The organism is Vibrio sp. J502 (assembly GCF_025397955.1).
Classification (GTDB): domain Bacteria; phylum Pseudomonadota; class Gammaproteobacteria; order Enterobacterales; family Vibrionaceae; genus Vibrio; species Vibrio anguillarum.
In genome coordinates, this window is sequence record NZ_CP104554.1 from 238,440 (window position 1) to 262,768 (window position 24,329).

The following is a 24,329-nucleotide window of genomic DNA, read 5'->3' on the forward strand; positions in this document are numbered from 1 at the left end:
CTTTATGAAACGTGTTCATATTGTTGCGGCTATTATCTTCAATAGCGATAAATCAGAAATTTACATTACCAAACGACCAGATCATCTTCACAAAGGCGGTTTTTGGGAGTTCCCTGGCGGCAAAGTTGAAGCGGGAGAAACGATTGAACAAGCCATTTTCCGCGAGCTAGATGAAGAGATTGGTATTCATATTACTGAGCAATCTCCTTACCAATACCTTGAGTTTGACTATTCAGACAAGTCCTTAACTTTTGATTTTATTTGCGTGACACAATTTGATCATCAGCCGTATGGTAAAGAAGGGCAGCAAGGAGAATGGGTAGCGGTTTCTGAGTTGGCAAACTATTCATTTCCTGAAGCCAATGTGCCCATCGTCGAGCGCGTCATGAAAGAGTTTGCCTAAGTCGCTAGCCACCACAAGCAAATGTTGATAGTTTACAGAAACACCTTGAACGAAGAGAAACGATGCAAGCTTAAGCTGATGTCGTCACAATGGAGAATAACGCAATGGTGAGAATTGCGATTGCAGGAGCGGCGGGTCGAATGGGCCGCAATTTGGTGAAAGCCACTTATCAAAATAACCATGCTCGAGTGGGTGCGGGCTCAGAGCGTCCTGAGTCCTCGTTGGTTGGTGTTGATATCGGTGAGTTATGCGGTGAAGGGCGATTTGATATCGCGTTGGTGGATAACCTAGAGAATGCCGTAGATAACTTCGATGTCATCATTGATTTTACAGCTCCTGTGAGCACCTTAGCCAATATTGAGTTATGTAAAAAACACGGTAAGAAGCTAGTGATTGGCACAACGGGCTTTTCTGAAGCAGAAAGAGCACAAATCAATGCTGCCGCACAACAGATTGCGATTGTCATGGCTCCTAACTACAGCGTTGGGGTTAACCTTGTTTTCAAATTGCTTGAAAAAGCGGCTAAAGTGATGGGTGATTACTGTGATATTGAGATAATTGAAGCCCACCATCGTCATAAAGTGGATGCTCCGTCAGGAACCGCAATTGGCATGGGAGAGGCGATTGCTAATGCTATGGGCAACCAACTGAGTGACGTTGCCGTCTATGCGCGAGAAGGTATTACCGGTGAACGTACTAAAAATGAGATTGGTTTTGCTACGATTCGTGCTGGCGATATCGTGGGTGAGCATACCGCGATGTTCGCTGATATCGGTGAACGTGTAGAAATCACCCATAAAGCGACGGATCGTATGACTTTTGCCAATGGTGCAGTGAGAGCGGCGGTTTGGCTTGCTGATAAACCTGCGGGTTTTTATAGCATGACTGACGTGTTAGGTTTGAACGATCTTTGATTACATAATTATGCGTCAGTGTTTGCTGGCGCATCTTTGTTACACCTCTTTTTACCGATTTAATTATCTCTCTTTATTTTCACTTTACTGACTTACTTTTGTTGTATTTTTAGTTGGTATTGCTTTCTTTTTGTTTTAGATCTCTGAAATTGCACTTATTCTCTGCTTGATTAACGTTTGCGTGATTTTGTTTATCGTTGATTGTTTAAAATGCATCAAAGAGTTTCAGTTTGCTGATTCTAATTCCTCCATTCTCATTTTTTTACTCATCAAACCTATTTTTTTGCTGTCTTAGGTTCGCTTTTTATCTCTAACGCTTTAAATGTTGCCTTAATTTATTATGAAATGTTGACAGTAATCATGGTGGTCATTAGAATGCCGCCAATTTGTCTAAATCACCCTATGGCGCGACTTTATGGCCTTAAGGAAGACAGGTTTGCAGTTTAATTTATATTTTTTGCATTTTTATTCTGGAGGTTGTCTTGAGTAAGTCAGCACTGTTAGTCCTAGAAGATGGGACGGTGTTCCACGGTGTATCCATTGGCGCTGATGGAATATCCGTTGGTGAAGTCGTCTTTAATACCTCGATGACGGGGTACCAAGAAATCCTCACTGATCCTTCCTATTCTCAACAAATCGTTACTCTTACTTACCCCCACATAGGCAATACCGGAACCAATTCCGAAGACGAAGAATCCTCTTCTATCCATGCACAAGGCCTTGTGATTCGCGATCTCCCTCTTATCGCTTCTAACTTCCGTAATGAACTTTCCCTTTCTGACTACCTTAAATCACAAAATATTGTGGGCATTGCCGATATCGACACGCGCAAGCTAACGCGCATTTTGCGTGAAAAAGGAGCTCAGAATGGCTGCATTATGGCAGGTGACCATTTAGATGAAGCATTGGCGCTGGTGAAAGCCAAAGAGTTCCCCGGTTTAAAAGGAATGGATCTTGCGAAAGAAGTTACAACAAAAGAAGCGTACCAATGGAAACAAGGTTCGTGGACGCTCGAAGATGGACTTCCTGAAGCGAAAGATGACAGCGAGTTGCCCTATCACGTTGTTGCCTACGATTTCGGTGCAAAGCGCAATATCCTCCGTATGTTGGTTGACCGAGGATGCCGCCTAACTGTGGTACCAGCACAAACCTCGGCTGAAGAAGTTCTAGCGCTGAAACCTGATGGTGTCTTTTTATCAAATGGCCCTGGCGACCCAGAACCATGTACTTATGCGATTGAAGCAACCAAAGTGTTCTTAGAGAAAGGACTGCCTATTTTTGGTATCTGTTTAGGACATCAAATTTTGGCATTGGCGTCTGGTGCAAAAACAGTAAAAATGAAATTTGGCCACCATGGCGCGAACCATCCAGTGAAAGATTTGGATCGTAATGTGGTGATGATTACGGCACAAAACCACGGTTTTGCTGCTGATGAAGCAACGCTGCCTATCACGCTTCGTGCAACGCACAAATCGCTATTTGATGGTTCACTACAAGGAATTCACCGCACCGATAAGCCAGCCTTTAGCTTTCAGGGACACCCTGAAGCGAGTCCTGGCCCGCACGATGCCGCCCCTTTGTTTGACCATTTTATTGAACTAATTAAAAAGCACACAGCGTAATTCGGAGTAGTAGACAATGCCAAAACGTACTGACATTAAAAGTATTCTAATTCTAGGTGCTGGCCCGATTGTAATCGGTCAGGCTTGTGAGTTTGACTACTCTGGCGCTCAAGCATGTAAAGCCCTGCGTGAAGAAGGTTACCGAGTGATTTTGGTTAACTCGAACCCTGCCACTATCATGACTGACCCAGAGATGGCCGATGCGACTTATATTGAGCCTATCCATTGGGAAGTAGTGCGTAAAATCATCGAAAAAGAGCGCCCAGACGCGGTATTACCGACCATGGGTGGCCAAACTGCATTGAACTGTGCACTTGAACTGGAAAAGCATGGTGTTCTGGCTGAGTTTGGCGTTGAGATGATTGGCGCAACGGCTGATGCGATTGATAAAGCGGAAGATCGTTCTCGCTTTGATAAAGCGATGAAGTCAATCGGCTTAGCTTGTCCTCGCGCTGATACGGCAAAAACTATGGAAGAAGCTTACCGCGTTCAAGAGATGGTGGGTTTCCCTTGCATTATTCGCCCTTCATTTACTATGGGTGGAACCGGCGGCGGTATCGCTTACAACAAAGAAGAGTTTGAAGAGATTTGCCGCCGTGGCCTTGATCTTTCGCCAACCAACGAGTTGTTGATTGATGAATCACTCATCGGTTGGAAAGAGTACGAAATGGAAGTGGTTCGCGATAAAGCGGACAACTGCATCATAGTCTGTGCGATTGAAAACTTTGACCCAATGGGTATTCACACGGGGGACTCGATCACGGTAGCTCCTGCGCAAACGCTAACTGACAAAGAATATCAGATCATGCGTAACGCATCGCTAGCCGTACTGCGTGAAATCGGTGTGGAAACGGGTGGTTCGAACGTACAGTTTGGTATCAACCCGAAAGATGGCCGCATGGTGATCATCGAGATGAACCCACGTGTTTCTCGCTCTTCGGCTCTTGCATCGAAAGCGACGGGTTTCCCTATTGCCAAAGTTGCGGCCAAATTGGCAGTAGGTTTCACACTTGATGAGTTAATGAACGACATTACTGGTGGTGCAACCCCAGCGTCGTTTGAACCAACTATTGATTATGTTGTGACGAAAATCCCTCGCTTTAACTTCGAAAAATTTGCCGGTGCTAACGATCGCTTAACCACGCAAATGAAGTCGGTGGGCGAAGTGATGGCGATTGGTCGTAACCAACAAGAATCGCTGCAAAAAGCACTGCGTGGGCTGGAAATTGGCGTAAACGGCCTAGACGAAATGGTTGATTTAGACGCGCCAGATGCACTGACTAAAATTCGCCATGAGCTGAAAGAAGCGGGTGCTGAGCGTATTTGGTATATCGCAGATGCTTTCCGCGCTGGTTTGTCAGTGGATGGGGTCTTCAACCTGACTAACGTTGATCGCTGGTTCTTGGTACAAATCGAAGAACTGGTCAAAATGGAACAAGAAGTCAAAGCGGGCGGTTTTGCTGGCTTAAATGCGGATGTTCTACGCAAGATGAAGCGCAAAGGTTTTTCGGATGCGCGTCTCTCTTCACTGCTTGGCGTGGCTGAAAGTGAAATTCGTCGTATGCGTGACCAATATAATATTCATCCGGTTTACAAGCGTGTCGATACTTGTGCGGCGGAGTTTTCGTCTGATACGGCTTACATGTACTCCTCTTATGATGACGAATGTGAAGCACAACCGACCGATAGAGACAAAATCATGGTGCTCGGCGGTGGTCCAAACCGTATTGGTCAAGGTATCGAATTTGATTACTGTTGTGTTCACGCCTCACTCGCGCTACGCGAAGATGGTTATGAAACCATCATGGTTAACTGTAACCCTGAAACTGTTTCAACAGATTATGACACCTCCGATCGCCTCTATTTTGAACCAGTGACACTCGAAGATGTATTGGCGATTGTTCGTGTTGAAAAACCTAAAGGCGTCATCGTGCAATACGGTGGTCAAACACCACTGAAATTGGCTCGTGCACTTGAAGCCGCTGGAGTGCCTATCATTGGTACTAGCCCAGATGCGATTGACCGCGCCGAAGATCGTGAGCGTTTCCAACAAGCGGTTGATCGTTTAGGTCTGCTGCAGCCAGAAAACGCAACAGTGACCACAATGGAACAGGCGATTGAAAAATCGAAAGACATCGGCTTCCCGCTGGTGGTACGCCCGTCTTACGTTCTTGGTGGCCGCGCGATGGAAATCGTCTATGACGAACAAGATCTGCGTCGTTACTTTAACGAAGCGGTCAGTGTGTCTAACGAATCCCCAGTACTGCTTGATCGCTTCCTCGATGATGCAATTGAAGTCGATATCGATGCGATTTGTGATGGTGAGCGTGTCGTCATTGGTGGCATCATGGAGCACATCGAACAAGCGGGTGTTCACTCTGGTGACTCAGCTTGCTCTCTACCGGCTTATACGTTAAGCCAAGAAATCCAAGATGTGATGCGTGAACAAGTTGAGAAGCTGGCGTTTGAATTGGGCGTTCGTGGTTTGATGAACACGCAGTTTGCGGTTAAAGATAATCAAGTTTACCTGATTGAAGTTAACCCTCGTGCCGCTCGTACTGTACCGTTTGTGTCAAAAGCAACGGGCGCACCGCTTGCCAAAATTGCCGCGCGCGTGATGGCAGGGCAGTCTCTAGAGTCACAAGGCTTTACTAAAGAGATCATTCCTCCTTACTACTCAGTGAAAGAAGTGGTTCTGCCATTTAATAAATTCCCTGGTGTTGACCCACTGCTTGGCCCTGAAATGCGTTCAACGGGTGAAGTGATGGGTGTGGGTGCAACGTTTGCTGAAGCTTATGCAAAAGCGGAATTAGGTTGCGGTAATGTTTATCCTGAAGGCGGCCGAGCTCTGCTCTCTGTACGTGAAGGTGATAAACAGCGTGTGGTTGATTTAGCGTCGAAACTGGTGAAATTAGGTTATCAGCTTGATGCTACCCACGGTACAGCTGTAATTTTAGGTGAAGCCGGTATTAACCCACGTTTGGTGAATAAAGTGCATGAAGGTCGCCCTCATATTCTTGACCGTATTAAGAATAATGAATACACCTACATCATTAATACAGCCGAGGGGCGTCAAGCGATTGAAGATTCTAAAGTTCTTCGTCGTGGAGCATTAGCACAAAAAGTCAACTACACCACAACACTGAATGCTGCCTTTGCAACCTGTATGTCTCATACGGCCGATGCGAAGTCATCAGTTACGTCAGTGCAAGAGTTACACGCGCAAGTGAAAGCACACTTAGCATAAGCGTTAAAAAATAATAAATCAGTAGGTCTAAGACCTACATGACAACCTCATTGCCCGCTGAATTAAGCGGGCTTTTTTTATTCGGCCGAATTGAATCGTTTTACCAATGAAGAAGAGATTTGGCCTAGAGGATAGCTTTTTAATTGATGAAAAATGGGAATGGGTTGTTGTCTTGGCTTTCGCTGTTTTCACCTTTTAAGTGGTGCTATTGTTGGTTTTTATTGTTCAATGCGTTGATAAGAAATGGAACTTTCACTGGAAGTATTAGGCCTGTTGTTTTTGGTTGCAGGGATTGCAGGGTTCATTGATGCGATGGCTGGCGGTGGCGGTTTGCTTACTTTGCCGGCTTTGCTGGCAGTAGGCGTGCCACCGACTCAAGCGCTGGCTACCAATAAGCTACAAAGCTCATTTGGCAGTTTCTCCGCCACTTGGTATTTTGTACGCAATGGCATTGTGAACCTAAAAGAGATGAAGTTGGCGATAACTTGTACTTTTATCGGCGCTGCGTGTGGGGCTGAACTTGTGCAGCATATGGATGCCAGTTTGTTGACCAGCTTAATCCCGCTGTTGCTGATCGGCATTTCACTTTATTTTCTACTTGCACCCGCGACGAAAACCCACAATGGGCCTGCTCCATTGTCTGAAACGGCTTTTGCTTTTACGGTCGGTTTTGGTATCGGCTTTTATGATGGTTTTTTCGGTCCGGGCACCGGGTCTATTTTTACGGTCTGTTTTGTCGTGTTAGGTCATTTTTCGTTGATTGAAGCGACTGCAAGAACCAAGGTTCTCAACTTCACTTCAAACATTGCTGCGCTGCTTTTTTTTGTTATTGCTGGCTTGCCGATTTGGAAGATAGGGCTGGTGATGGCCGTTGGTGGTTTTTTAGGGGCGAGAATGGGCGCAAAGATAGTGGTGACTAAAGGGCAGAAATGGATCCGCCCATTAGTTATTGTGATGTCGATGTTGATGGCAATGAAACTTCTTTGGCAACAGCATCAGCAATGGTTGTTATCAATCTTTTGACTCTTGGCGAGCGATAACTATTGCTGCGCAGACAGAGATGAACAGGCCGAACCAAAGGTTGTAGTTCATCAAAATCAAAGTAATAGCGAGGTTCAATGTTCAGCGCTTTAATCACTGAAAGTGGCACTAAAGCAGGCGTCATGCCTCCTAATGCCAATTGCGCTGCGGCCGTATACGAGTCCATTTCCATCTGTGGCGTGATGGCGAGTTTCGCCAATATATCGACTTGATAGGCGTTCGCTGGGTTGGATAAATCATTGGTAACGAGCTGTTTAGGTAATGAAGATAAGGGTGTTTGGCTGACAATGTAAAAGGGTTCATCTACCAGATGAAACGTCATTAGCCCATGATTAGCGGGCAAGTAGCCTGCGCAAAATCCTAGTGTCGCTTTGCCTGATTGAACGTGCTGAACAATCCTCGGCGTATGGTTCGTGGTGATGGTGATGAACTTATCGTGCTTGAGGTACTGCCCCATTGTGGCATTAATATAGCCAGCGACTAACGTTTCTGAGCAGTCTATCCTGATCAATGTGGCATCCGTAAAAGATTGTTGATCGAAAATTAAACCGCATAACTCACTAAAGCTTGGGCCAATAGTTTCAACCAAGGCCTGTGCATCTGTGGTTAATTTAATCTGTCGGCCATCAGGCTCAATCAGCTTTTTACCGACCCTTTTTTCTAAATTAGCAATCCGCTTACTAACGGCGGACTGGCTAATGTAGAGTAGGCTGCCCGTACGCCCCATGGTTTTTTCTTTGCTCAGCACCAGCAAAGTTTCGATACCTTCTAGCAACATAATTAATGACGATGAGGAATAGATTAGCTCATCTTATCGCAAAGCGACCATAACCCATAGCGTCTGTACATGTTACTGTTTGTGGTTTTGATGAGATCGGCTTTATTTATTCAGTGCAAAAGTGGGCAGTGATAAGTGCCAGCGGATCGCGCCAAGTCGAATGATTAAGGTTGAGGCCACTCCGGCCAGAAAGGCACTTGAGCTATCGTAGCCCATCGCCAGTGCTGTGGTATGAAACAGACCGCCGATGATACAAGCTGTAGCGTAGACTTCGCTGCGCAGCACCATTGGAATTTCACGGGCCAGTACATCGCGAATAATACCGCCGCCACAGCCAGTGATAACACCCATGATCACCGCAACCATGGCCGAGTCTTGATAGTTCATCGCCTTTTCAACACCAATGCCAACAAACACGGCTAAACCGATTGCATCACAAACGGGTAAGATCCACCAAGCAACGCGTTTAGGCCTGCGGACCAGCAGCATGGTGAGTAAACAAGTGATGAAAATGACCCAAAGGTAAGTGGTGTCTTTTATCCAGAAAACTGGCGTTGCACCCAATGCTATATCACGAATTGTTCCACCGCCAATTGCAGTCACGCTCGCAAGCACGACCACGCCAAACGGGTCCATTTTTAATCGACCAGCTAATAAAACACCAGAAATGGCAAAGATAGCCGTACCAAATAAGTCAATAAAATAGAGCAGCATGGAGTCCATGTTACTGGGTTCTCTTTAGTCGTTAATGGAACAAAATTCGGGCAGGAATTGTACGAGATTTTATTACGTAAGCGTTAGCGTTTTTGGCGAACGACGGAAAAGTGCTCACACACTTCTTCTATCGCTTGCTGTGTTCTGGGCGTTGGTCGATTTAACCAATCTGAGGTCAGTGTCCACACAAACCCGTTTTGTACAGCGGGTAGTTGCTGTTGCCACTTTTGCCACATAGTGCCATTTTCTATCGCATGTTCAGAGGTGAAAATTACATCAGGTTTAGCCAGCAGCACTTGCTCAATCCCAACTTGAGGGTAGGGGGATGCGCTGTTGGCAAAAATATTTTCGCCGCCACAAAATTCAAAGACCTCACTGGGCCAACTGCCTTTGGCCAGCGTGATGATCGGTTTTTCACTGAGTTGATAGAAATAACGAACTTTACTTTGGCTGCCATAACTCTGTTTCAGAGTGAGGAGTGATTGACGAAAATCACGCGCCGCTTGCTGGCCGATGCTTGGATCATCGGAAAATTGGCTAAGTGCTTCAATATTATTGGCAATGTCATCGAGTTTTTGAGTTTTTGTCGCATAAATCGTCAGCCCTAACTGCTTTAATTTATCGAGCTCCTTCGCCGGATTGCCCGCGGGCCAAGCAATCACTAAATCCGGTTTCAGGGTAAGAATGCGTTCTATATTCAACCCTTGGTAATTGGCCACTTTTTCGAGTTTGAGTGCTTGTGCCGGGTAGTCACTGTACTCGCTGACGGCCACCAATTTATCACCAAGGCCAGCGGCAAAGGCCAATTCCGTGGCATGAGGCGCTAAGCTAATGATGCGTTTAACTTGCGCTTGAATTGGAAAAGCTACGCACAGCGTGACGACAACATTGAGAAACAGTAAACGCATCTAAAATCCTTGATGAACGAGTAGCAGTATCACGCTCTCTAATGCTATCCACGCGAAAATACGCCAAGCTAACAGTTTTTGGATTTGCGCAAGGTGGAAGGCTGATGGAGCGATACGTCCGCCTATTTTTACGCGCAGGGCTTTTTTATCACCGTAGATGGCTGGGCCACCTAAGGCCAGTGATAGTTTATTGCCGACGGCGGTTAACAGCCATGCAGGCCCAGGAAGTGGCCATAAGCGGCTTTGTTGTAACATGGCTGAGAAGGTGTTTGATGCGTTGCGACCAATGATAATCAATAGGCTAAATAGGCGCAGTGGCACAAAGTCAAGCACAGCCAGCAAGCGTACCGATGGAATACCAAAAGGATGAAACGCCGTTCGCGAAGGCGCCCAAGCTCTGGCGAGTTCCGCGATCAGACGATACATCAGCGCGCCAATACCGCCAAGACAGGCGTACCAAAATAGCACCGCGATCACGTTGCGCCCATAGCCAATAATGAGGGTTTCAGCCCCCGCCTTACCTAACCCCAGCGCTGACAAGCTATCGGTTTCACGATTGACAAAAGGGGCAAGTACGCTGCGAGCGTATTTTTTGTCTTCCTTGCTGAGTGCATCGATAAGCTGATTGGCTAATAACTCTTGGCTACGCCAATCAAATGCGAGTAATAGTAGAGCTAAATCAAATAGTTGAGGTTGCCATACCAAAGGTTTTAACGCGACTAAGGTGACCCATGCGGGTAGGCACATCAATAGCCAAGCCAGTGAGCCGGAAAGTAGGCTTTGTGAATAACTGCTACTGGTATTGACTTTATCCGCTAATATTTCCGCAAATTTTCGCCACAAAGTGACGGGATGAGCGTTACGCGGGATGGGTAAAATAAGATGAAAGGCAACCGCTCCCCACATCACGAGGAGCGTACCGTTGGCATACAAGTAGGTGATTAACTCGTCCATGTTGAGTCTGTCACTGCTTACTTAAGCAGTTCGATCATCTTAATCACCATTTCTGATGAGCTTTGTGCGGCAAGCGGTAAAAATTCATCAAAGGACATCGGCGACGCTTTATCTGCTACATCTGAAATGGCGCGAACGACCACAAAAGGCACTTTGAATTGGTGACAAGTTTGTGCAATTGCTGAAGCTTCCATCTCAACGGCAATCACTGTTGGGAAGTGTTGGCGAATAAAGCTTTGACGCTCAGCGCTACAAACGAAAGCATCCCCGGTACAAATCAGGCCGCGTACCGCGTGCTTATCTTTGATGTGTGTGAGTGCTTGTTCTGCAACGCGGATCAATGCATCATCCGCTTTGAAAGCGGCTGGTTGACCTGCCATTTGCCCCATTTCATAGCCAAATGCTGTTACATCGGCATCATGGTGACGAACTTCGCTTGAAATGACTACATCACCCATGGTTAAGCTTGAATCAAAACCACCTGCAGAACCGGTGTTAATCACTACATCTGGTTGGTATTCATCAAGTAAAAGAGTGGTGCCAATGGCTGCAGCGACTTTACCAATGCCAGATTGTAGCACCACCACATCCACCCCATGGATTTGACCTGAAAAATAGGTGCAGCCCGCTTTGCTGACTTGTTGAACATTGTCGATTGCGTCTTTTAATATCGCGACTTCTTGCTCCATCGCGCCAATAATGCCGATTTTCATGAGGTTTCTCTTATTCGGTTAATAGCTAAATTGGCCGAAGTTTAGCACGAAACTTTCCGCCAGTGCGATATTGAGCAACTATTCAATCAAGCCTGCTTTGGTGAGGTTTTCTCGCAGTGTTTCTGCTCGCTTACGATTGACGCCCATATCTGAATAACCAATGCGCGATTCAGATCGTACGATTAAACGGCCGTTCTCTATCTTAAGTTCAAGATCATCCACAAATCGCCAAATACGACTGGTGCATTCAATGCGGAGATAATTGTCCTCTTTCACCGCCGTTTTAGAGCGAGGAATAGAAAGCGCAACCGCTTCAATTTTATCTAAAGAGACGCCTGTTTTGAGGATAAAGGGAGATAGCGAGAACGCGTTACGCTCATCTTGAGTTGAAACGCAATTCGGTTTATTTCCGCAAGGGGTCGCAGTGCGATCGGTCATAGTTGTCACTCCTTGGCTGCAAGCGGTTAGTGTGGCAAACATCAGTAAACTTAGTACTACGCGCATGATAGTCCTTATCAAATGAATCCTCATTACCAATCGCCAAAATACAAGCAAGCTGCAGTGTCGATGGTTGAAGGAAAATGGCCTAAGAAAAAAGGATTCACGTTACCATGAATCCTTCAAGGATATTAAGCAGTTAAGGCTTAAAGGCCTAAGTAGTCAAGTATTCCTTCTGCGGCTTTGCGCCCTTCGTCAATGGCCGTGACGACCAGATCGGAGCCGCGCACGGCATCCCCACCAGCAAAAATTTTTTCATTACTGGTTTGGTACTGGAACGATTGCTGCGACGCGGCCTTAATGCGTCCCCATTGATCAAGTTCAACGCCGAATGGCTCAAGCCATGGCATGGCATGTGGCTGAAAACCAAACGCCATAATGACGGCGTCGGCTGCCAACACATGTTCGCTGCCCGCAACTGGCTCGGGCTTGCGACGCCCAGCCGCGTCAGGCTCCCCCAAGGCGGTTTGCACCACTTTAACGCCACTCACTTGGCCTTGTTCATTGACCTCAATGGCGAGCGGTTGCAGGTTGAACATAAATTCTACGCCTTCTTCTTTGGCATTTTTCACTTCTCGGCGTGAACCCGGCATGTTCTCTTCATCGCGTCGGTAGGCACAAATCACTTTGGCGGCATGTTGGCGAATGGAAGTACGCACGCAATCCATCGCAGTGTCTCCGCCTCCAAGTACCACGACTTTTTTGCCCGCCATATCAATAAATGGTTGGGGTGATTCCAAACCCATCACTTTATAAGTATTTGACACCAAGAAGGGTAGAGCATCGTAAACACCGTTTGCCTCTTCATTTTCTAGCCCTGCGCGCATGTTTTGGTAAGTCCCTACACCGAGAAAAACCGCATCATATTCATTAAGCAGCGTTTGCAGTGTGATGTCTTTACCTACTTCGATGTTGAGCTGAAATTCGACGCCCATCTCACTGAAAATGCGGCGGCGGTTTTCCATTACGCCTTTTTCAAGTTTGAAAGAGGGAATACCAAAGGTTAGCAAACCACCAATTTCAGGATAGCGATCAAACACCACAGGCTTCACCCCGTTGCGCACTAAAATATCGGCTGCGGCTAGGCCTGCTGGGCCTGCACCAATGATCGCTACTTTCTTATCCGTCCACTCCACGTGTGACATGTCTGGTTTCCAGCCCATCTCAAACGCTTTGTCGTTAATGTATTTTTCGATGTTACCTATGGTGACCGCACCAAAGTCATTGTTTAGGGTACAAGAACCTTCACAGAGGCGATCTTGTGGGCAGACTCGCCCACAGACTTCGGGCAAGCTGTTGGTTTGGTGCGATAGTTCAGCGGCTTCAATAATGCGCCCTTCGTTGGCCAGTTTTAGCCATTGCGGAATGTAGTTGTGTACTGGGCATTTCCATTCGCAGTAAGGGTTGCCGCAATCTAAGCAGCGATCCGCTTGAGCGGTCGCTTGCTGTTTAGTAAAGGGTTCGTAAATTTCGACGAACTCGATTTTGCGAATAGTGAGCGGCTTTTTTGCCGGATCAACTCGATTCACATCAATAAATTGGTATACGTTCTGGCTCATTAATCTGGCTCCTTCCAATTATTGCGCTTGAACGCGAAGTTCGGCGGCACTGCGGCTTTGATGGCCGAGTAGGGTTTGCAGATCCGCCGCTTGGGGTTTGATGAGATAGAACTTTGGAATCCATTCATCAAAGTTCGCTAAGATCTGTTCAGCATGCACCGACCCCGTCTCTTCCAAATGCTCGGCAATTAAACCACGTAAATGTTCTTGGTGAATGTAGAGATCTTGCAATGAAATAGCCTCTACTGATTCACTATTGACTCGACCTTGGAAATCACCGTTTTCATCCATCACGTAAGCAAAGCCGCCCGTCATACCCGCGCCAAAGTTAACGCCTGTTGCGCCCAAAATGGCGACGATTCCGCCTGTCATGTATTCGCAAGCGTTATCACCAGCGCCTTCGATAACTGTGATAGTGCCAGAGTTACGCACACCAAAACGCTCTCCCGCTTTGCCAGCCGCAAACAGCTTGCCGCCCGTTGCGCCATATAAACAGGTGTTGCCGATGATCGTAGCGTCGTTGCAGTTAAAAGCGGTACCAAGGTGGGGTTTGATGACCAGCTTTCCGCCTGCCATCCCTTTACCAACATAGTCATTGGCATCACCAGTAAGGTAAAGCTCAACACCACCCGCGTTCCATACACCAAATGACTGACCTGCTGTGCCATCGAGATAAATTTTAATCGGCGAGGCGGCTACGCCTTGGTTACCATAACGTTTGGCGATTTCACCAGATAGGCGAGCACCGAGCGAGCGGTCAGTATTTTGTACGTTGTAATACAAGCTGATCGATTGTTGTGCTTCAACTGCCGCTAAAGCGTCATCGACAAATTGTTGGTTAAGTTGTCCTTTATCAAACGGTGTATTGGGTTGAGTCCAGTAAAGCGGATGACCCTGAGCCGATACTGGCGCTTCCAATAAACCGGATAAGTCCAATTTGCTTTGCTTGGCGGTCATCCCTTCAAGTACTTCTAGTAAATCGGTGCGGCCAATCAGATCGGTGAGCTTTTCAACGCCCAACTGCGCCAAGTAACCACGGACCTCGTCGGCAAGACCGATGAAATAGTTCATCACCATCTCAGGTAAGCCTTTGAAATACTCTTTCCGCAGCGTTTCATCTTGCGTTGCTACGCCCGTCGCACAGTTATTAAGGTGGCAAATCCGTAAGAATTTACAGCCCATCGCGACCATAGGAGCTGTGCCAAAACCGAAGCTTTCGGCACCTAAAATCGCGCCTTTAATCACGTCCAGTCCTGTTTTTAGACCACCGTCAACTTGAAGTCGAATTTTGTGGCGCAGGCCGTTTGCGACTAACGCTTGTTGGGTTTCAGCAAGGCCGAGTTCCCAAGGGCTACCAGCGTATTTTACCGAGGTGAGCGGGCTAGCCGCTGTACCGCCGTCATAACCAGAAATAGTGATAAGATCGGCGTAGGCTTTGGCAACGCCAGTGGCAATGGTGCCAACGCCCGGCTCTGAAACCAATTTGACCGAAACCAAAGCTTTTGGGTTAACTTGTTTGAGATCGAAAATCAGCTGGGCTAAATCTTCAATCGAATAAATATCGTGGTGCGGCGGTGGCGAAATTAAGGTTACGCCTTGTACTGAATAGCGCAACTTGGCAATTTCTGCGGTCACTTTATGGCCGGGAAGTTGGCCACCTTCACCCGGCTTCGCTCCTTGCGCCACTTTAATTTGCAGTACGTCAGCATTGGTGAGGTAATGCGGAGTCACGCCAAAACGCCCTGATGCGACCTGCTTAATACGGGAGTTACGTTCAGTGCCAAAACGGCGTGGATCTTCTCCACCTTCACCAGAGTTGGAGTAGCCACCTAAGCGGTTCATTGCGGTCGCTAACGCTTCATGAGCTTCTGGGCTTAAGGCGCCAATCGACATCGCCGCAGAATCAAAACGTTTAAATAGCTCCGTACTGGGTTCAATTTTTTCCAGTGGTAGCGGTGTCGCTGATTTTTTTAAGCGCAGTAAATCGCGTAGCATCGCGACGGGGCGTGCGTTGACCTGCTGGGCAAAGCTTTGGTAATCGGCGCTTTCACCTGATTTAACTGCGGCTTGTAAGGTACCAACCACATCTGGGTTATAGGCATGGTATTCACCACCATGCACGTATTTTAATAAGCCACCTTGTTCGAGCGTTTTACGTTTGGTCCACGCTTTGCGCGCTAAATTAAATAGATCTTGTTGGAAGTCTTCGAAGTTAGCACCTTGAATGCGCGTGGTGACGCCTTTAAAACACAACTGAACTACGTCGCTATGTAGGCCAACCGCTTCAAACAGCTGCGAGCAGCGATAAGAGGCAACGGTTGAAATGCCCATTTTCGACATGATTTTCAATAAACCTTTGTCGATACCGTACCGGTAGTTTTGCATCACCTCGCGATAGCTTTTTTCCAACGTGCCATCATCAATCATTTTGCCGAGCGTTTCGTAGGCCAAGTAAGGGTAGACGGCGGTTGCGCCAAAGCCGATTAAGACCGCAAATTGATGAGGGTCACGTGCGGTGGCGGTTTCGATAATGATGTTTGCATCGCAGCGTAAGTTGGCTTCGACTAAGCGAGTGTGTACTGCGCCCACGGCCATTGCCGCTGGGATCGGCAGTTTATCCTTATGCAAAGCGCGGTCAGACAATACGATCAATACCGATCCTTGGCGTACAGCCTCCTCTGCTTGTTGGCAAAGTTCGAGCAAAGCTTGCTTGAGATCCTTATGCTGTGGATCGTAATTGATGTCTAAAATGGTATTGCGATAGTGTTTGTCGCTGAGCTCCAATAGCTGTTGCATGTCGGAATAGAGCAAGATAGGTGAATCAAAGGTAACACGATAAGCGTGACCATCGGTTTCACAGAACACGTTCATCTCTTGGCCGATGCTGGTGGCCAGTGACATCACGTGCTTTTCACGTAGTGGATCGATAGGCGGGTTCGTAACTTGGGCAAATTTTTGGCGGAAATAATCGGTAACCAAGCGCTCTTTCGAAGAGAGCACCGCCATCGGCGTATCATCACCCATTGATCCCACCGCTTCTTGGCCTACATCTCCCAGTACGCGCAGTACTTGATCAATCTCTTCGTTGCTCATTGCAAACTGTTTTTGATAGGTTTTTAGCTCGTCATTGTCAAAGCTGCGCTCGCCCACCAAGTCGTCACTGAGTTCAGAAAATGGCGTTAATCGGTGGACGTTATTTTTCATCCACTCGCCATAAGGGTGGCGGCTTTTGAGATCGTTATCAATTTCACTAGATTGCCACAATTTCCCATGGCGGGTGTCGATCACCAGCAGTTCACCGGGCCCAACGCGGCCTTTTTCAGCCACTTCATCGGGCGCGTAATCCCAAATTCCGACTTCAGAGGCGAGGGTGATGAGTTTATCTTTGGTGATCACATAACGCGCAGGGCGAAGGCCATTGCGATCAAGGTTACAAGCAGCATAACGGCCATCCGATAACACAATGCCTGCTGGGCCATCCCATGGCTCCATGTGTTTTGAGTTAAAGTCGTAAAAGGCACGAAGGTCTGGGTCCATATCAGGGTGATTTTGCCACGCCGGCGGCACTAACATACGCATGGCACGGAAAATATCCATTCCCCCCGCTAAAAACAGATCGAGCATGTTGTCTAAGCTTGATGAATCGGAACCTGTTTCATTGACAAATGGCGCGGCGGTTTGCAGATCCGGTAGTAGGGGAGAGGCAAATTTGTAAGCCCGTGCTCGCGCCCATTGACGGTTCCCTTCGATAGTATTGATTTCACCATTGTGCGCTAAGTAGCGGAACGGCTGTGCCAGTGGCCAACGTGGCTGAGTATTGGTTGAAAAGCGCTGGTGGAACAAGCAAATGGCTGATTCCATCCGTAGATCAGCTAGGTCAAGATAAAAGCGCGGTAGGTCTGCAGGCATGCACAAGCCTTTGTAAACAATGACTTGAGTCGATAGTGAGCAAATATAGAAATCACGATCTTCGGTGATCTGTTTTTCAATGCGACGGCGAGCAATGTAAAGGCGTCGTTCAATGTCTCGTTCACGCCAACCCGCTGGAGCACTAATAAAGACTTGTTGAATATCAGGCACGGATTCGGCAGCAATAGGGCCAAGTACAGCTTGGTTCGTTGGTACGGTTCGCCAACCTGTCACTGTAAGTGTTTCTTGCGCCAGTTCTTTGTTGATAATATCGCGCGCTGATTGCGCTTTGACCGGATCTTGGCTGAAGAAAATCATACCAATCGCATACTGTTTGGCGAGCTTCCAGCTTTTTTCTTCAGCGATGAGTCGTAGGTAACTATCTGGTTTTTGTAGTAATAGACCACAGCCATCACCGGTTTTACCATCGGCTGCGATGCCGCCACGGTGGGTCATGCGATCTAATGCTGAAATCGCGGTTCTGACTAATTTATGGCTGGTTTGGCCTTCCATGTGGGCGATCAAACCAAATCCACAGTTGTCTTTCTCTAAACTTGGATCATATAGAGCCATTGCAATTCTCCCTTTGCTTCTCTGTCATCCAGACAGTAAATGACTAACTATTCTATTTTTGTTGTTTTAAGTGGGTAATTATGCGTTCATTCTCAATTTAAATTTTAACAAAAATGATTGTTTTAATTTTCACTGACTTCACAACCTATAGCTTATGGTGCAAAAGGTCAAGTTGTTGGTGAAAAATCATGTTGCAATGGGATTTACCACCTAATCATCTAGATTAATATAATATATTCAATGAGATAGGATTTTTGTTGTTACAGTTTGTTAACGTGGGTAATCTCATGGAATAAGAATTAGCCATAAAAAAGGCCAGCATTAAATGCTGGCCAAAAAGTAGAACGTTGGAAGGAATCATCGCTGCTTAGCGCTCTGGATCACCTTGAACCAGCGAAAAGAGCGCGAGGCACTAGGCTGAAAGCATCAATGAGTCGGCTTTCGCTTCTAAGTTGGTGTTGCCCATCAAGTAAGCGTCGATCTCGCGTGCGCACTCGCGCCCTTCATTGATACAACGTACGACTAACGATTGTCCTGTGCGCATATCACCTGCAGCGAAAACACCTTTTTGGTTGGTCGCAAAACCTTGTGTTGCCACATTGCCACGCTCATCTAACTTGATATCAAGCTGAGCAAGTACACCATGTGGTTCTGGATGTAAAAAGCCCATAGCAAGGAAAGCCATATCACACGCAATAATACGTTCACTGCCCGCGACTTCATCAAAGTTCGGGCGCTCACCCGGTTTTGCATCTTGCCAAACGATATCAGCAACACGTAGCCCCGTGACTTGACCTTGCTCGTTGCCGAGGAACTCTTTGGTCAGAATATTCCAATGACGTTCGCAGCCCTCTTCGTGGGAAGTTGAGGTGCGCAAAATCATTGGATATTGCGGCCAAGGCATATTGGCTGGGCGTTTATTGGCCGGGATCGGCATGATTTCAACTTGCGTGATGCTTGCGGCGCCGTGTCGGTTTGAGGTTCCGACACAGTCAGAACCAGTATCACCACCACCAATCACCACCACATGTTTACCCTTAGCGTGGATCTCATCAGTTTTAAGATCCATGTTATTCGCGCGGCGGTTATTTTGTGCCAGAAACTCCATCGCAAAATGAACCCCTTTTAACTCGCGCCCCGGAATCGGCAGGTTACGAGGCACGGTAGAGCCACCAGTAAGCAAGATGACATCAAACTCTTGGCGTAGTTGCTGTGCGTTGATATCAACACCGATATGTGCGTTTACTTCAAACTTGACGCCCGCTTCTGCCATCAAATTGATTTTGCGATCAATAACGTCCATACCCAGTTTGAAATCCGGAATGCCAAAACGCAGCAGGCCGCCGACTTTTTCATCACGTTCAAACACAGTAACTGAGTGACCCGCGCTGTTCAACTGCTCAGCTGCGGCCAAACCTGCCGGGCCAGATCCAATGATAGCGATGGTTTTTCCAGTACGAGAACGCGGCTTTTTCGCTTTGGCATAGCCTTCGCGATAAGCCGTTTCCACGATGGTTTTTTCGATATTACAGATGGTAATGGGATCTTGGTTGATCCCGAGTACGCACGAACTTTCGCAAGGTGCAGGGCACACGCGACCAGTAAACTCGGGGAAGTTATTGGTTGAGCTTAAGATCTTCCAAGCTTCTTCCCAACTATCACGATAAACGGCATCGTTAAATTCAGGAATAATGTTACCGATAGGGCAACCGTTATGGCAAAACGGTACTCCGCAGTCCATGCAACGAGACGCTTGAGTATTAATTTTGCTACCAAACTCTTCGTTGAGGACAAACTCTTGGTTGTTTTGAATGCGAACCGTTGGATCGAGCTTTTTTGGCAGCTCGCGGCCATGTTCTAAAAATCCAGTAGGTTTACCCATTTATACGGCCTCCACTTCTTCCGTTTGTACTTGCGCAGCTGCAGCCTTGCGTTTTTGAAGAACCGCTTTGTAGTCACGCGGCATCACTTTCACCATTTGGGTGAGGTTTGCTTCAAAATTATCAAGGAATAACTGAGCCACTTCACTTCCTGTGAACTGAACATGCTTGTTGAGCATCTCACGTAGCAGATCGGTATCTTCTTGTTGCAGTGGGTCGAGATCAACCAATTCAGCGTTAAGCTTAGTTTCGAAGTCTCCATGTCGATTCCACACGTAGGCTACACCGCCGCTCATACCAGCCGCAAAGTTACGTCCTGTCGAACCGAGGATCACTGCGACTCCACCTGTCATGTATTCACAGCCGTGATCGCCGATACCTTCTACGACCACTTTAGCTCCTGAGTTACGCACGCAGAAACGTTCTCCAGCAAGGCCGCGAATATAGGATTCACCAGAAGTTGCGCCATAGAAACAGACGTTACCCACCACGATATTATCTTGCGCAATGATGGTTGAGCGTGTGTCAGGGTAGAGCACTAACGTACCGCCAGATAAACCTTTGCCCCAATAATCGTTGGCATCACCTTCCACTTCAAACGTCACCCCTTTAGCAAGGAATGCCCCGAATGATTGTCCTGCGGAGCCGTTGAATTTAACTTTCATTGGCTGAGGTAGACCTTGGTCTTTATATACCTTCGATATTTCGTTCGACAGCATAGTACCCGTGCTACGGTCAGTGTTGACGATAGGGAAGACTGCGTTAACCGCTTCGCCTTTCTCAAGCGCGGGGTTGGCTACTTGAATTAGCTGACGATCTAGCACGTTTTCTAGATGATGATTTTGTTTGGTTTGGCAATAAACACCATCTTCTGCACGAGGCTCTTGAATGTACAACACTGGTGACAAATCGAGGTTTTTGTATTTCCAGTGGTTGATGTTGTCACGCACTTTCAGTTTATGCGATTGGCCAACCATTTCATCGATAGTACGGAAACCCAGTTCAGCCATGATTTCACGTAAGCCTTGCGCCATGTATTGGAAGAAGGTGACGACATCGTCTACGCGGCCATCAAAGCGCTCACGCAAGGTTTTGTTTTGTGTCGCAATCCCTACTGGGCAGGTGTTTTTATGACACTTACGCATCATGATACACCCTTCAACCACTAGCGCAGCGGTGGCAATTCCCCACTCTTCCGCGCCTAACAATGTCGCCATTGCAAGGTCACGTGGTGTTTTCATCTGACCGTCACTTTGCACGACAATGCGATTACGCAGGCCATTTTTAAGCAAGGTTTGGTGCGTTTCAGCAAGGCCGAGCTCCCAAGGCAAGCCTGTGTGACGAATCGAAGACATCGGTGATGCACCCGTGCCGCCATCATAGCCGGCAATTAATACCACATCCGCTTTGGCTTTAGCCACACCGGAAGCGATAGTACCGACCCCGGCTTCGGAAACTAATTTCACGTTGACTCGGCCGGTACGGTTCGCGTTTTTCAAATCAAAGATCAGTTGCGCCAAATCTTCGATCGAATAGATATCGTGATGCGGTGGTGGTGAAATAAGACCGACTCCCGGAGTCGAGTGGCGTGTCGCGCCGATCCAATCATCGACTTTATCACCCGGCAGTTGCCCACCTTCACCTGGTTTCGCGCCTTGAGCCATTTTGATCTGTAGTTCATCGGCATTGGTGAGGTAGTAGGAGGTCACGCCAAAACGACCAGAAGCGACCTGTTTAATTGCAGAGCGTTCCCAATCGCCATTTTCTTTGCGTTCAAAGCGTGCTGGATCTTCACCGCCTTCACCCGAGTTGGATTTCGCGCCAATACGGTTCATCGCCACGGCTAACGTTGAGTGCGCTTCGTAGGAGATTGAACCAAACGACATGGCACCAGTTGCGAAGCGTTTTAAAATACGTTCAATCGGTTCCACTTCCTCAATGGGAATCGAACCGGCTGGATTTTTAACAAAATCAAGCTGGCTACGCAGCGTGGCAGCGTTGTCGCCTTGGTCATCTACCGCTTTCGCGTATTGCTTGAACTGCACATAATCTTTGTTGCGTGTTGATTGTTGCAGCAACGAAATCGTCTCTGGGTTAAACAGGTGTTTTTCGCCACGCTGTTTCCACTGATAAACGCCGCCCACATCCAACACTTGCACTGGAACTTCGCGAGTCGGGTAGCCCACGCGATGGCGAACTAACACCTCTTTTGCGATGTCATCAATGGTCAAACCTTGGATGCGCGATACAGTGCCAGTGAAGTACTTATCTACCACTGATTTGCTGATGCCCAACGCTTCAAAAATTTGCGCACCGTGGTAAGACTGCAGGGTGGAAATGCCCATTTTGGAGAAGATCTTCAGCAGCCCGCCGTTGATGCCTTTGCGGTAATTGTCAAACAGATCTTTCGCTGCAATGGTCGGGTCGAGTTTTTTGACTCGTTGTAAATCGATAATAGTTTCAATGACTAAATACGGGTTAACCGCATTTGCGCCATAGCCAATCAATGTCGCAAAGTGGTGCGTTTCACGCGCGTCGCCGGTCTCTACCACTATGTCACATTTAGCTCGTAAGCCTTTGCGGATCAGGTGGTGATGAACCGCACCGACGGCCAGCATTGCAGGGATCGCCGCATGGTTTGAGTTTACCGCGCGGTCGGTCAATAAAATAATCGAGTAACCATCGATAACCGCATCTTCGGCATATTGGCAAATGCGTTTCAGCGCGCGTTCTAATTTGCCTTGATCTTCACTGGCTTGAAATACGATATCTAAGGTTTTCGCTTGCAGATGTTCGTTATCAATAGCGCGCAGTTTCTCAAGCTCTGAGTTGGAAAGAACCGGAGATTCTAGCTCGACTTTTAAGCAGTGCAGTGGCGTTTCTGTCAGTAAGTTCTGATCTTTACCGAGGTAAGTATTGAGCGACATCACCATTCTTTCACGGATCGGGTCGATCGGTGGGTTGGTGACCTGAGCAAACAACTGCTTAAAGTAGTTGGAGAGATGCTGTGATTGATGTGAAAGCACAGCCAGAGGCCAGTCAGCACCCATGGCCGAAAGCGGTTCATAACCGGTTTTTGCCAAAGGAAGAATGATTTCATTCACCTCTTCTGAGCTGACACCAAACGATTGTTGGCGGGACATTAGACGCTCAGGAGCAGGTTGGCTGTACTGGTTGCTCGCTTCAGGCAGTTTTTTCAAGCTGAGGAGGTTCTCTTCAACCCATTTGGCGTAGGGCTGCGCATTGGCAATGCTGTCTTTCACTTCCTCATCAGAAATGATGCGTCCTTGCTCTAAATCAGCGACAAAGATACGCCCTGGCTGTAAACGGCCGCGGTATTCCACGTTCTCTGGCGCAATTTCAACCACGCCAGATTCAGAAGCCATGATCAGAAAATCATCTTTAGTCACGGTATAACGTGATGGGCGCAGGCCGTTACGGTCCAGTGTTGCGCCAACTTGTACACCATCAGTAAAACATACTGATGCTGGGCCATCCCACGGTTCCATGACGTTAGCATGGTATTGGTAAAATGCGCGGCGGGTTGGATCCATATTTTTATTTTCTTGCCACGCTTCAGGGATCATCATCATCAGGGCGTGTGGCAGGCTGCGGCCAGACAGAACCAGTAACTCTAATGCCATATCGAAGTTGGCGGAATCTGAACTGCCTTCTTGGCAAATTGGCAGCAGCATGTCGATTTCAGCTTGTGTAAACAAATCTGATTCGAGGATCGCTTCGCGCGCTTTCATCCAGTTTAAATTGCCGCGAACTGTGTTGATTTCGCCGTTGTGCGCAATGTAACGGAAAGGCTGAGCTAAGCGCCATTTAGGGAATGTATTGGTCGAAAAACGAGAATGCACCAATGCCAGCGCGGTCACCATGGTCGGATTTTGTAGATCAAGGAAGTACTGCGGTACTTGCTCTGTGGTGAGCTGACCTTTATACACCAAGGTTTTGTAAGACATGGAGTTGATGTAAAAATCATCACCAATGTTGGACACACTTTCTAGGCAAACGCGAACGGTATAATTACGCAGAACGTACAATTTACGCTCTAATTCTGCGGGGGTGGTACTTGGGCCACCGGAGATGAAAACGTGCTCAAATTGAGGCTCAGTGCTAAGTGGGTCTGCGCCAATCATTGAGTTATCGGTTGGCAAAACGCGATAACCCAGTACTTCTAAATCGAGTCTTTTGGCGTTGCGTTCTAAAATATCACGGCACTGGGCGCGTTTGTGCTCATCTCTCGGAAACAGCACCACGCCGACACCGTACTTTTCAAACGAAGGCAGTTTTAAGCCAAGTTTAACGGTCTCTTCGAGTAAAAACTCATGAGGTTTTTGTAATAAGATACCTGCGCCATCACCAGAGCATGGGTCACAACCTTGGCCACCACGGTGTTCCATACGAGCAAGCATGTCTAAAGCTTGAGTCACAACTTGGTGAGACTTACGGTTTTTCAGGTGGGCAACAAAACCGATACCACAAGCGTCATGCTCCAATTCAGGAGTATATAGACCTCGTGAATCCTGCTCTCTATCTACCATAGATACATCCTTCCAGTTCAATTTAGACGCACGTGTGCTAAGGCATACTTAGCGATGCGACTTGTC

At 47.4% G+C, this 24,329-nt stretch carries 15 protein-coding genes; 5 read left to right on the forward strand and 10 right to left on the reverse strand.

What is annotated here, in order from left to right; translation table 11 throughout:
- The first annotated feature begins 4 nt into the window (after positions 1 to 4).
- The 5 genes from mutT (at position 5) to N5E84_RS01275 (ending at position 7,209) form a co-directional block, all read left to right on the forward strand.
- A complete protein-coding gene (mutT, locus tag N5E84_RS01255; RefSeq protein WP_029388464.1) occupies positions 5 to 403 on the forward strand; it encodes an 8-oxo-dGTP diphosphatase MutT in 399 nt (132 codons plus the stop codon).
- A gap of 104 nt (positions 404 to 507) precedes the next feature.
- A complete protein-coding gene (gene dapB / locus N5E84_RS01260; protein ID WP_026027267.1) occupies positions 508 to 1,317 on the forward strand; it encodes a 4-hydroxy-tetrahydrodipicolinate reductase in 810 nt (269 codons plus the stop codon).
- A gap of 482 nt (positions 1,318 to 1,799) precedes the next feature.
- On the forward strand, positions 1,800 to 2,939 hold the full coding sequence (carA, locus tag N5E84_RS01265) for a glutamine-hydrolyzing carbamoyl-phosphate synthase small subunit (RefSeq protein ID WP_019283363.1): 1,140 nt from the start codon (positions 1,800 to 1,802) through the stop codon (positions 2,937 to 2,939).
- Positions 2,940 to 2,955: 16 nt separating this feature from the next.
- Positions 2,956 to 6,186 carry a carbamoyl-phosphate synthase large subunit gene (carB, locus tag N5E84_RS01270; protein ID WP_017042643.1) on the forward strand — a complete coding sequence of 1,077 codons (3,231 nt, stop codon included), beginning with the start codon at positions 2,956 to 2,958 and terminating at the stop codon, positions 6,184 to 6,186.
- A 243-nt stretch (positions 6,187 to 6,429) separates the two neighbouring features.
- On the forward strand, positions 6,430 to 7,209 hold the full coding sequence (locus N5E84_RS01275) for a TSUP family transporter (protein ID WP_019283364.1): 780 nt from the start codon (positions 6,430 to 6,432) through the stop codon (positions 7,207 to 7,209).
- Here N5E84_RS01275 and N5E84_RS01280 read toward each other — a convergent pair.
- The 10 genes from N5E84_RS01280 to gltB (N5E84_RS01325) form a co-directional block, all read right to left on the reverse strand.
- On the reverse strand, positions 7,133 to 8,005 hold the full coding sequence (locus N5E84_RS01280) for a LysR family transcriptional regulator (protein ID WP_019283365.1): 873 nt from the start codon (positions 8,003 to 8,005) through the stop codon (positions 7,133 to 7,135). The genes N5E84_RS01275 and N5E84_RS01280 overlap by 77 nt on opposite strands.
- 102 nt (positions 8,006 to 8,107) lie before the next feature.
- Positions 8,108 to 8,728: a TRIC cation channel family protein gene (locus N5E84_RS01285; RefSeq protein WP_019283366.1), complete on the reverse strand. Its 621-nt coding sequence runs from the start codon at positions 8,726 to 8,728 to the stop codon at positions 8,108 to 8,110.
- A gap of 74 nt (positions 8,729 to 8,802) precedes the next feature.
- A complete protein-coding gene (btuF, locus tag N5E84_RS01290) occupies positions 8,803 to 9,627 on the reverse strand; it encodes a vitamin B12 ABC transporter substrate-binding protein BtuF (RefSeq protein WP_019283367.1) in 825 nt (274 codons plus the stop codon).
- Positions 9,628 to 10,581, reverse strand: coding sequence for a cobalamin biosynthesis family protein (locus N5E84_RS01295; protein WP_019283368.1), 954 nt, complete (start codon positions 10,579 to 10,581; stop codon positions 9,628 to 9,630).
- 17 nt (positions 10,582 to 10,598) lie between these two features.
- Complete coding sequence (gene mtnN / locus N5E84_RS01300) at positions 10,599 to 11,294, reverse strand: 5'-methylthioadenosine/S-adenosylhomocysteine nucleosidase (RefSeq protein ID WP_019283369.1); 696 nt, start codon at positions 11,292 to 11,294, stop codon at positions 10,599 to 10,601.
- Positions 11,295 to 11,372: 78 nt separating this feature from the next.
- A complete protein-coding gene (locus tag N5E84_RS01305; protein ID WP_081244961.1) occupies positions 11,373 to 11,798 on the reverse strand; it encodes a DUF1499 domain-containing protein in 426 nt (141 codons plus the stop codon).
- A 140-nt stretch (positions 11,799 to 11,938) separates the two neighbouring features.
- Positions 11,939 to 13,351 (reverse strand): FAD-dependent oxidoreductase, encoded by a 1,413-nt coding sequence (locus tag N5E84_RS01310; RefSeq protein WP_026027954.1) that lies wholly within the window; start codon positions 13,349 to 13,351, stop codon positions 11,939 to 11,941.
- An 18-nt stretch (positions 13,352 to 13,369) separates the two neighbouring features.
- Positions 13,370 to 17,833, reverse strand: coding sequence for a glutamate synthase large subunit (gene gltB / locus N5E84_RS01315; protein WP_019283370.1), 4,464 nt, complete (start codon positions 17,831 to 17,833; stop codon positions 13,370 to 13,372).
- Between the two features lie 412 nt (positions 17,834 to 18,245).
- Entirely contained in the window at positions 18,246 to 19,715 is a 1,470-nt protein-coding gene (locus N5E84_RS01320) for a glutamate synthase subunit beta (protein WP_013856103.1), read from the reverse strand.
- Positions 19,716 to 24,263, reverse strand: a complete 4,548-nt coding sequence (gene gltB / locus N5E84_RS01325; RefSeq protein ID WP_029189889.1) for a glutamate synthase large subunit — start codon at positions 24,261 to 24,263, stop codon at positions 19,716 to 19,718.
- Between the last annotated feature and the right edge of the window lie 66 nt (positions 24,264 to 24,329).